Origin of the sequence: Vibrio sp. Vb0598 (genome assembly GCF_033338935.1) — a bacterium.
Classification (GTDB): domain Bacteria; phylum Pseudomonadota; class Gammaproteobacteria; order Enterobacterales; family Vibrionaceae; genus Vibrio; species Vibrio alginolyticus.
The window spans coordinates 46,642-56,626 of record NZ_JAWOTP010000027.1; the positions used below are offsets into that span (position 1 = coordinate 46,642).

The 9,985-nt window shown below is 45.3% G+C and carries 8 protein-coding genes; 4 read left to right on the plus strand and 4 right to left on the minus strand.

Going from position 1 to position 9,985, the window contains the following annotated elements; genetic code table 11:
* The first annotated feature begins 55 nt into the window (after positions 1–55).
* Positions 56–466 (plus strand): GNAT family N-acetyltransferase, encoded by a 411-nt coding sequence (locus tag R7Q38_RS20700; protein ID WP_005391824.1) that lies wholly within the window; start codon positions 56–58, stop codon positions 464–466.
* Between the two features lie 73 nt (positions 467–539).
* Here the strand turns inward: R7Q38_RS20700 and R7Q38_RS20705 are convergent, their stop codons facing one another.
* The gene (locus tag R7Q38_RS20705; protein ID WP_005380390.1) at positions 540–2,315 is read right to left on the minus strand and encodes a SulP family inorganic anion transporter; all 1,776 of its coding nucleotides are present in this window, start codon (positions 2,313–2,315) and stop codon (positions 540–542) included.
* Between the two features lie 202 nt (positions 2,316–2,517).
* Positions 2,518–4,962, minus strand: a complete 2,445-nt coding sequence (gene fadE, locus R7Q38_RS20710; protein ID WP_005385392.1) for an acyl-CoA dehydrogenase FadE — start codon at positions 4,960–4,962, stop codon at positions 2,518–2,520.
* A gap of 376 nt (positions 4,963–5,338) precedes the next feature.
* On the opposite strand from fadE, the gene lpcA reads away from it, so the two are divergent.
* Positions 5,339–5,914 (plus strand): D-sedoheptulose 7-phosphate isomerase, encoded by a 576-nt coding sequence (lpcA, locus tag R7Q38_RS20715; protein ID WP_033905501.1) that lies wholly within the window; start codon positions 5,339–5,341, stop codon positions 5,912–5,914.
* A 51-nt stretch (positions 5,915–5,965) separates the two neighbouring features.
* Positions 5,966–6,811 carry a class II glutamine amidotransferase gene (locus tag R7Q38_RS20720; protein ID WP_005385395.1) on the plus strand — a complete coding sequence of 282 codons (846 nt, stop codon included), beginning with the start codon at positions 5,966–5,968 and terminating at the stop codon, positions 6,809–6,811.
* Between the two features lie 389 nt (positions 6,812–7,200).
* On the opposite strand, the gene purN is transcribed toward R7Q38_RS20720, so the two are convergent.
* Together purN and purM are read right to left on the minus strand one after the other, a co-directional pair.
* On the minus strand, positions 7,201–7,857 hold the full coding sequence (purN, locus tag R7Q38_RS20725) for a phosphoribosylglycinamide formyltransferase (RefSeq protein ID WP_053349812.1): 657 nt from the start codon (positions 7,855–7,857) through the stop codon (positions 7,201–7,203).
* Between the two features lie 151 nt (positions 7,858–8,008).
* On the minus strand, positions 8,009–9,049 hold the full coding sequence (gene purM, locus R7Q38_RS20730) for a phosphoribosylformylglycinamidine cyclo-ligase (RefSeq protein ID WP_053349811.1): 1,041 nt from the start codon (positions 9,047–9,049) through the stop codon (positions 8,009–8,011).
* A 179-nt stretch (positions 9,050–9,228) separates the two neighbouring features.
* On the opposite strand from purM, the gene upp reads away from it, so the two are divergent.
* Positions 9,229–9,855 (plus strand): uracil phosphoribosyltransferase, encoded by a 627-nt coding sequence (upp, locus tag R7Q38_RS20735; protein ID WP_005380401.1) that lies wholly within the window; start codon positions 9,229–9,231, stop codon positions 9,853–9,855.
* Positions 9,856–9,985: the final 130 nt, after the last annotated feature.

A 9,985-nucleotide genomic window follows, 5' to 3' on the forward strand; every position in this document is an offset into this window, starting at 1 on the left:
TATTTATACAGTTTAGTTATGTAAGCTCCAAGGTGATACAAAGGAGTAGTACATAATGACAATAAGATATGAAGAGCATGTGCCAAGCCCGAAAGAATACTGTGATATGCGTATCAAAGCCGGGCTATCACCCAAATCGTTGAAAGCTGCTGAAATTGGTCTACCCAATTCGTTATATGGCGTATCTGTTCGGGATGAAGGAAAGCTCATTGCAATGGGTCGGGTTGTTGGTGACGGGGCGTGTAACTTCGAAATTGTCGACGTTGCCGTTGATTCTGATTATCAAGGCAACGGTTTAGGTAGAAAAGTCATGGAATACATCGACGGTTATCTTTCTTCTGTTGCACTTGAAGGCTCTTACGTTTCTATGATTGCTGATGAACCGGTCTTTTACGAAAAGCTTGGTTATAGGCTGGTGGCTCCTAAAAGCCAAGGGATGACAAAAAAGTTTAAGCCAAAGGCGTAACACGTATTCAGCTGTGAAGATAAGCACTAGAAAACAGGAGTTTAATTTCCTGTTTTCTATATTAAATTTGTATTTAAGCCACTTCTGGAATAGGTTTGGGTGGCTGCTCTAAATCAGGCTCTTTTTGAACAGTAGGAATTTGTCCCTCACCCACAGCACTGATGTAACAGCCACTAAGTTTAATGGCAAGGTACATATCAGCTCGCAGTAAGATGCCTCCTTCACTGGTGCTGATACCAGTAAGCTCACACCATTGACGAAGACGTCGTTTCCTTCCTGCGAGGATTAAGCGTACACCTCTCTTTTTCAAAGTATTGTGAATATCTGCCAGTGTTGCCATCACACTGAGATCCAAGTGAGTAAAGCTCGATACGGCGTCGATGACAACGCAACTTGCGTCTTTGTGATGCTCTGCCTGCTCTAACACTCTACGTTTAAAGTAAGGAGCATTGAAGTAAGTTAGCGGTGAGTTAAAGCGGTAAATCACCATTCCAGGAATAGGCGAAGCTTTTCCTGAGTCGTCGATGGTCCGAATGGTACCTTTTTCATCCAAGCCAAGTAGCTGATCACTCGGTCGCATGACAATCCGTAAAAATTGAAACAGCCCTAACAGTACCGCCAAAGTGATCCCCGGTATTACACCCACGATCAACACAGAAATAAAAGTAATGATGGCCAGATAAAATGCATCTTTGTCACGAGATTTTAATTTCCAAATTGCTTTAAGATCGAGCAGCGATAGGGACGCAATGATCAATACAACACCAAGTGAAGCGATAGGGATGAACTGTAAAGGCTCGTAAATAAATACCGCAATAATGGCAATGGTGATTGCGGCGACAATCGAAACTAATTGAGATTTACCGCCATTTGCATCATTGACGGCTGTGCGTGAGTCAGCGCCGCTTATCGCGAAACCTTGCGAAAACGCTGAGGCAATGTTGGCAAAACCCAACGCCTGAAACTCTTTATTAGCATCAATATCATAACCGTTTTTAGCAGCGAAACTGCGGGCGGTGAGCATCATGCTAACAAAACTGACAATCGCAAGGTTGAGCGCCGGGACCACTAGTTCACGGACTTCACCTAGCTCAAACTCCGGTGTTTGAAACTGAGGGAAGCCACCTTGAGTGAGTCCGACAACCGATACGCCCATCTCTTGTAAATGGAAAAACCAAACTGACGCAGTAGTTACGAGGATCGCCAGCATGGCAGCAGGCCAAGTTGGTCGGTAGCGTTTGGTGAGCAAATAAACGACAACTGTCACGATACTCAGAGTTACAGTAGGCCAATGAAGATCGGTTAATCGTTGTGGAGCTTCCCATAAACGTTCCAGTAAATAACGTTGCTCGTATTTCAAACCGACTACTTTCGCAAACTGACCAACGATAATTGTGAGAGCAACACCGTTGAGTAGACCCAAAAGAATCGGACGAGAAAGGAAATCTGCAAATACCCCTAGCTTGAAACGACTTGCCAGTACACACCAAATTCCCGTCATCGCTGTCATGGTCATAACCAACTGCCAATGTTTTGTGGGGTCACCTGCGGCAAGTGGTGTCACAACAGCAGCGATCACTGCACAGGTTGCTGCATCGGGTCCGACAATGAGTTGTCGAGATGTGCCCATCATGGCGTAAACCAACATTGGCAGTACGCACGAATACAGACCGACAATTGCGGATACACCAGTTAACTGTGCATAAGCTATGGCAACTGGCAGTGCAACCGCGACAACAGAAAAGGCGGCTCTAAAGTCGTTAACAAACCATTCTTTTTGATAATGCTTAAGCTGAACAAGCCCTGGGAACCACTGTGCGAGTAATATTTTAGCCAACGGATTTACCATATATGTGAGTGAGTTACTTAAAGTATACACCGCTTAGTTGGAACGTCTGTGAGTTAGTTATCACTGGAAATCGGGGAAAAGATTGGAGTGCGAGGATTTTATTGCGCAGGGGGGCTTTGTAGTGTGAGGTGTTATGAATCCGATTCTGGAAGCAATAAAAAACGGGAGCTGATACTCCCGTTTGTGGTCTCAGATTCTAGAGTTACGCGACACTATCCATCTGAGGGTATAGCGGCTTTGCGGCAAGCAGTTCCGGCTCAAAATCGTCAACGTTGATTGTATCTAGACGATGCTGTTCCGCTTCTCTGAGTAGATCGGCTTCTTCTTGCGTGATAAAGCCTTGCTCTAGCCCTTCCTGAGCAATCATATCCAAACGTAAGAATGGGCGACGCTTACCCTGCGCTTTACATACTTTGTCAAACACAGGCTCGGCTTGAAGAATGACTGATAGTGCAAGCTCAATCTTACCTGCTGCGTTGTGCTCGGTTGGTTCAAGGTATTGACCGCGACCAATGCGTGAGCGCGTTGCACTTGGCGTTTGTAGAATGCGTGCCACTTTACTGTCTAGTTTATCGCTTGGTGCTTTGCGTACGCGACCAAATGGCATGATTAATACGCGTAGCGCACGGCCAATTACTTTGTTCGGGAAGTTTGCTAAGAATTCATCTACTGCCACTTCAGCTTGTTTCAAACTGTCTTGTAGACCCCAGTGTACTAATGGTAAATCTTCGACTGGGCGGCCATCTTGCTCAAAGCGTTTCAACGTCGCAGAGCTCAAATATAGCTGGCTTAGAATGTCACCAAGACGCGCTGATAGACGCTCTTTACGCTTCAAAGAGCCACCTAGCACTGCCATTGAGATATCCGATAGCAGAGCAAGGTTTGCACTGTAACGGTTCAATTGTTGGTAGTAACGCTTGGTTGCATCTTTGGTTGGTGATGAAGAGCCCAGACCGTCGCTCAAACCAAACCAGATACTGCGCACTAGGTTACTCATTGTAAAGCTCACGTGACCAGCAAGCGCTTTATCAAATTTCTCGACAGCATTACTTGCTTCAGAATACGCCGCGTTCATTTCTTCAAGAACGTACGGATGGCAACGGATTGCGCCTTGGCCAAAGATGATCATTGAGCGTGTTAGAATGTTAGCACCCTCAACCGTTACCGCGATTGGCGCACCTTGGTAACCACGAGCTAGGAAGTTAGAAGGTCCCATACAGATACCTTTACCGCCTACGATGTCCATTGCATCGATGATGCTTTGCTGGCCGCGGTGCGTACAGTGATACTTCACGATAGCTGAGATTACTGAAGGCTTTTCACCTAAGTCGATACCCGCAACGGTTAAGTTGCTTGCTGCATCCATCACGTAAGCATTACCACCCAAGCGTGCTAATGGTTCTTCAACTCCTTCCATATGACCGATCGGCTGTTTGAACTGACGGCGAATACGTGAGTAAGCACCGGTTGCCATTGCCGCAGTTTTGATGCCACCTGTTGAGTTTGAAGGTAGTGTGATACCACGTCCAACCGACAGACACTCAACCAGCATACGCCAACCTTGGCCCGCCATTTTTTCGCCACCGATAATGAAATCGATAGGAACAAAGATGTCTTTACCGCGCGTTGGACCATTTTGGAATGGCACATTGAGTGGGAAGTGTCGGTTACCAATCTCAACACCTTTGACATCAGTTGGGATAAGCGCACAAGTGATGCCAAGATCTTCTTTGTCGCCTAGCAAACCTTCAGGGTCGCGAAGTTTAAATGCTAAGCCTAGTACGGTTGCGACTGGCGCTAGGGTGATGTAGCGCTTGTTCCAAGTCAGGCGCATACCCAGTACTTCTTTTCCTTCCCATTCGCCTTTACAGACCACACCGTAATCTGGAATAGAGCCTGCGTCAGAACCCGCTTCTGGGCTCGTTAAGGCGAAACAAGGGATTTCCTTACCTTCAGCTAAACGCGGTAAGTAATGATTTTTTTGATCTTCAGTACCGTAGTGTTGCAGTAGCTCACCTGGGCCCAAAGAGTTAGGAACACCAACGGTAGACGATAGAACGCCAGAAACACCCGTTAGTTTTTGTAGTACTAGTGATTGCGCGTATGCTGAGAATTCCAGACCACCGTACTTTTTCTTAATGATCATGGCGAAGAACTTATGATCTTTCAGGTATTGCCAAACTTCTGGCGGTAAGTCCGCGAGTTCATGGGTCACTTGGAAATCACTCACCATGGCGCACACTTCATTCACGGGGCCGTCTAAAAAGGCTTGTTCTTCCGCACTTAACTTAGGTGCTTGAATCGCGTGTAGCTTTTGCCACTCTGGTTTGCCTTTAAATAGTTCGGCTTCCCACCAGACGGTACCTGCGTCTAACGCTTCTTTTTCGGTTTGAGACATAGCTGGCAGCACTTTCTTGAAAAGCACTAACGCTTTACGGCTAATTAAAGACTGACGTACGCCAGGAACCGCGAGCACAGCTGCGGCGAGAACGTAAATAGCCCAACCAATAACGCCGACAGTACCTGCTACTGTAAGAGCCAGCATGGCCGCGGTGAGTAAGCTAATAGATTTCACGAGAGACATGCGGTGGTAGAGCGTAATGCCTAGCACGATCGCCATCGTGATGATTGAGAGCAAGATGTCCATATATATTTTCCTTTTCAGACTTTATAAGTTTTGTACGTCTGTATGTTAGGTAAGAGGTCTAACCAGTTGGTTTAAGTGTAATCAAAATATTAAGGAAATGTAAAACATAAGATTGGATAAAAAGTGATCTAAGTAGAGTTAAAATTCTAAAGTTGAGATTTGAGTGATGGTTTCATGAGCAAGTTGACAAGTTTATTACCATCACTAATCTAAATCTGTTGGTTCACTATCGACACTAATTCTCGTTTGTGGGTAAACTCAGAGTAATCAAACCCGAGTTCAGGTTTATGAAATGTCCGATACCAAATTGGTATCAGAACAATTTGCTCAGTGAGTCTAGAGCTGACTGAAGCCGAAATAATAAAGAGAACGTCTTATGTACCATGATCTGATTAGAAGTGAATTAAACGAAGCTGCTGAAGTGCTCAACAAATTTTTAAGCGATGACCATAACATTGCGCAAATCGAAGCAGCGGCGAAAATGATTGCTGACTCATTCAAGCAAGATGGTAAAGTATTGTCATGTGGTAACGGTGGTTCTCACTGTGATTCAATGCACTTTGCCGAAGAGCTAACAGGCCGTTACCGAGAAAATCGTCCTGGCTATGCTGGTATTGCTATTTCAGATCCAAGCCACCTTTCTTGTGTGAGTAATGACTTTGGTTATGACTTCGTGTTTTCACGTTATGTAGAAGCGGTTGGTCGAAAAGGTGACGTACTGTTTGGTCTGTCGACGTCAGGTAACTCAGGTAACATCCTGAAAGCGATTGAGGCAGCGCAAGCTAAAGGCATGAAGACGATTGCGCTAACAGGCAAAGATGGCGGCAAAATGGCAGGCCTTGCAGATATTGAAATCCGCGTGCCACACTTTGGTTATGCAGACCGCATTCAGGAAGTTCATATTAAGATTATTCATATCATCATCCAGTTGATTGAAAAAGAGATGGAATAACCGTTTTACGGCCACCGTTTCGAGCTGTGTTGTTAGGGAGTTTTTTAAGCCATGTGTGAATTGCTCGGTATGAGCGCTAATGTTCCAACGGATATTTGTTTCAGTTTTACTGGGCTCATGCAGCGTGGAGGTCGAACCGGCCCACACCGTGACGGATGGGGGATCACCTTCTACGAAGGGAAGGGCTTTCGAACCTTCAAAGATCCCAAGCCAAGTTGTGAGTCTAAAATAGCAGAGTTGGTACAAAATTATCCCATCAAAAGTCGTGCGGTCGTTAGTCATATCCGACAGGCGAATCGTGGTGGTGTTAATTTAGAAAATACTCATCCCTTTACACGTGAGCTGTGGGGTAGGTATTGGACGTTTGCGCATAACGGTCAGCTCTCTGGCTACCAAGACTTGCATACAGGTCGACATAGACCTGTCGGTGAGACAGATAGTGAACTGGCATTTTGCTGGTTGTTGAAGCAAATGGAAGATCGATATCCTGAGCCACCAAAGGATATGGAGTCGGTATTCTTATATGTTGCTAAATGTTGTGATGAGCTAAAAGAGAAGGGTGTATTTAACATGCTTCTGAGTGATGGTGAGTATGTAATGACGTATTGCACCAATCATTTGTATTGGATCACAAGACGCGCACCGTTTGGAAAAGCCGCGTTGCTTGATGAAGATGTGGAAATTAACTTCCAAGAAGAAACAACGCCACACGACATCGTTTCTGTGATCGCAACTCAACCTTTGACGGGCAACGAAGCTTGGCAGCGTATGAAACCTGGCGAATACGGCTTGTTTCACCTAGGTGAACTAGTCAAAAATAATGCCTCTGAACTGGTAAATGTGCCGTTTGCGGCGGCTAAGCCAGGCAATCAAGCGCCAACCGAACCGTTAGAGTGATGGTCTCTTACTCTGAATATAAAAATAAAGCTCGCTCAATCGCGAGCTTTATTTTTATGCGTTTTAAACCGAGGGCGGATACGGATGAGCATTCTTACTTTCTAGAGTGCTGGTAGTAGAGTCCTAGTCTCGCTAAGGCTTGCTGTAAAGACGTAACTGATAGAAATTTCTCATAAAACACCTCGTCAGTCTGAACGGTGAAGAACGAACCAGATTCAGAATCTACTTTCCGAGTGTTATGTTACTCAAGTGGTTATGGGATTTTTTAGAATGTTGGGTTTTAGGTTTCTAGTCTCACTACGGCTTTTTTGAATCAAGTTTATAAGTATTAAAACAACCAAGAGCAGCCCTCAGGCTGCTCTTTTGTGCTTGGAGTTTATTATTCAGGGCTACTCATCTGAGGCGTACCCATGTACGCCAAGCTCTGCGCCATCTAAATAGGCTTTACCATCCTTCATGATCAACCGCTCGTCTACCAGCCACTTAGCCACCATAGGGTAGATTCGGTGCTCCTGCGCCTGAACACGTGCCGCAAGTACACTAGCATCATCGTCTTCGAACACAGGAACTTTTGCTTGCAGTATGACAGGGCCACCATCAAGCTCTTCCGTTACAAAGTGCACACTCGTACCATGTTCTTTGTCGCTAGCATCAATTGCTCTCTGGTGTGTGTGTAGCCCAGGATATTTTGGTAGAAGAGAAGGGTGGATATTGATCATCTTACCCATGTAATGAGAAACAAATGCGCTGCTCAGAATGCGCATGTAACCAGCAAGAATAATCACGTCTGGTTGGTATTCATCTATTTGACTCATTAGCTCTGCATCAAAGCTTTCACGCGATCTGAATGCTTTAGGGTCGACAAAGTGACCGTCCACATCAAACTTTTTTGCACGTTCTAAACCAAAAGCATCTGCTTTGTTAGAGAACACGGCTGCCACTCGTGCGTTTGGCATGCTGTCTTCGCAAGCTTCCAAGATAGCTTGCAGGTTACTTCCGTTACCCGAGATGAGGACCACAATGTTTTTTAGGGTATGGTTTTTCATGATGTCGAGAGCGCCTTGGTATTGTAGGTTGGAGTTATGTAGCTTCTAAACTACCTACTAATAGAATGGTTTTTAGTGTTCTAGATAGCAAAATGAGGACCTAGTCATCTAGTGTCCTCATTCTTCTTATCTTTTGAGCTCGATTTGCAAATTATTGGATTTCAACTTGCTCTTCGTTCGCGTTTGCTTGTGCGATTTGACCAATCACCCACGCGTTTTCGCCTTCTTCTTTAAGAAGAGCAACTGCTGCATCTGCCTGGTCTTTCGGTAGTGCGACGATTAGACCTACACCACAGTTGAATGTGCGGTACATTTCGTGTGTGTCGACGTTGCCTTTCTCTTGTAGCCACTTGAAGATAACTGGCCATTCCCAACTGTTACCATCGATAACTGCTTTCGTGCCTTCAGGCAGTACGCGTGGGATGTTTTCCCAGAAACCACCACCAGTGATATGAGAAATCGCATGGATGTCGTGTTTCTCAATCATCTTAAGTGCTGACTTGATGTAAATTTTTGTTGGTTCCAGTAGGTGCTCACCAATAGTGCGGCCTGCTAGCTCTTCGCTCTTATCTGCACCAGATACTTCTAGGATCTTACGGATAAGGGAGTAACCGTTTGAGTGTGGGCCGCTTGAGCCAACAGCGATAAGTGCATCACCAGCAGCGACTTTCGTGCCGTCAATCACGTCTTCTTTTTCTACTACGCCAACACAGAAACCAGCTACGTCGTAGTCTTCGCCTTCATACATGCCAGGCATCTCCGCAGTTTCGCCACCAATTAGGGCACAACCTGCTTGAACACACCCTTCTGCGATACCTGAAACAACATCCGCTGCGGTATCAACGTCTAGTTTGCCTGTTGCGTAGTAATCTAGGAAAAACAGTGGCTCTGCGCCTTGCACGATAAGATCATTTACACACATTGCCACTAGGTCGATGCCAATCGTGTCGTGCTTGTTCATATCCAGTGCTAGGCGAAGTTTTGTGCCAACGCCATCAGTACCAGAAACCAGTACAGGTTGTTTGTATTTAGTTGGCAATTCGCATAGCGCGCCAAAACCACCGATACCACCCATAACTTCAGGGCGACGAGTACGTTTTACCGCACCCTTAATACGATCCACAAGCGCGTTGCCTGCATCAATATCTACACCAGCGTCTTTATAGCTAAGAGAAGAGTTGTTACCACTCACAGGGAAGTCCTCGGTATTAAGTTGGATATGAAAACGGCGCTATTCTAACAGTGCTTAAACATAGATAGCAAACGTTTGCGTCTGTTTTTTTCTTTAGTGATTTATCCTGATATCCCTGTGAAAATCATGTATAATCTGAAGGTTTGTTTAAATATTGCCAACTATAGCCGGAGATGGACATGAAAGTTGTTGAAGTAAAGCACCCTCTAGTAAAACATAAAATTGGTCTAATGAGAGAAGGTGACATCAGCACAAAACGTTTTCGTGAGTTAGCGACTGAGGTCGGTAGCCTACTTACTTACGAAGCAACGTCAGACTTTGAAACAGAAAAAGTGACCATTGATGGTTGGAACGGTCCGGTAGAAGTAGACCAGATTAAAGGTAAAAAAGTAACCGTAGTGCCAATCCTACGTGCAGGTCTAGGCATGATGGATGGAGTTCTTGAGCACATGCCAAGCGCACGTATCAGTGTTGTGGGTATTTACCGTGATGAAGAAACGCTTGAGCCAGTTCCTTACTTCAACAAGCTTGCTTCAAACATCGAGGAGCGTATTGCGCTTGTTGTTGACCCAATGCTTGCAACAGGTGGTTCTATGATTGCTACGATCGATCTCCTAAAAGAGAAAGGTTGTAACCAAATCAAAGTGCTGGTACTTGTTGCTGCACCAGAAGGTATTGAAGCGCTAGAAAAAGCACACCCAGATGTTGAGCTATACACTGCGGCAATCGATGAGAAGCTTAATGACAAAGGCTACATCGTTCCGGGTCTAGGCGATGCAGGTGATAAGATCTTCGGTACTAAGTAATTCTTTGATGTATTACTATGACTGAACAGAAAAAGGCTTGGTGAAAACCAAGCCTTTTTTGTTTTCAGCCCTAAACCACCTACTTCAGTAGGTGGTTATCATCCGTTTCGGCTTTGCCTGTAAAACTACT

Excerpts from the sequence above, each read along its gene's own strand:
- purN (WP_053349812.1), bottom strand. The coding sequence starts at position 7,857 with ATGAAAAACCATACCCTAAAAAACATTGTGGTCCTCATCTCGGGTAAC.
- upp (WP_005380401.1), top strand. The coding sequence starts at position 9,229 with ATGAAAGTTGTTGAAGTAAAGCACCCTCTAGTAAAACATAAAATTGGT.
- R7Q38_RS20700 (WP_005391824.1), top strand. The coding sequence starts at position 56 with ATGACAATAAGATATGAAGAGCATGTGCCAAGCCCGAAAGAATACTGT.
- lpcA (WP_033905501.1), top strand. The coding sequence starts at position 5,339 with ATGTACCATGATCTGATTAGAAGTGAATTAAACGAAGCTGCTGAAGTG.
- R7Q38_RS20720 (WP_005385395.1), top strand. The coding sequence starts at position 5,966 with ATGTGTGAATTGCTCGGTATGAGCGCTAATGTTCCAACGGATATTTGT.
- R7Q38_RS20705 (WP_005380390.1), bottom strand. The coding sequence starts at position 2,315 with ATGGTAAATCCGTTGGCTAAAATATTACTCGCACAGTGGTTCCCAGGG.
- fadE (WP_005385392.1), bottom strand. The coding sequence starts at position 4,962 with ATGGACATCTTGCTCTCAATCATCACGATGGCGATCGTGCTAGGCATT.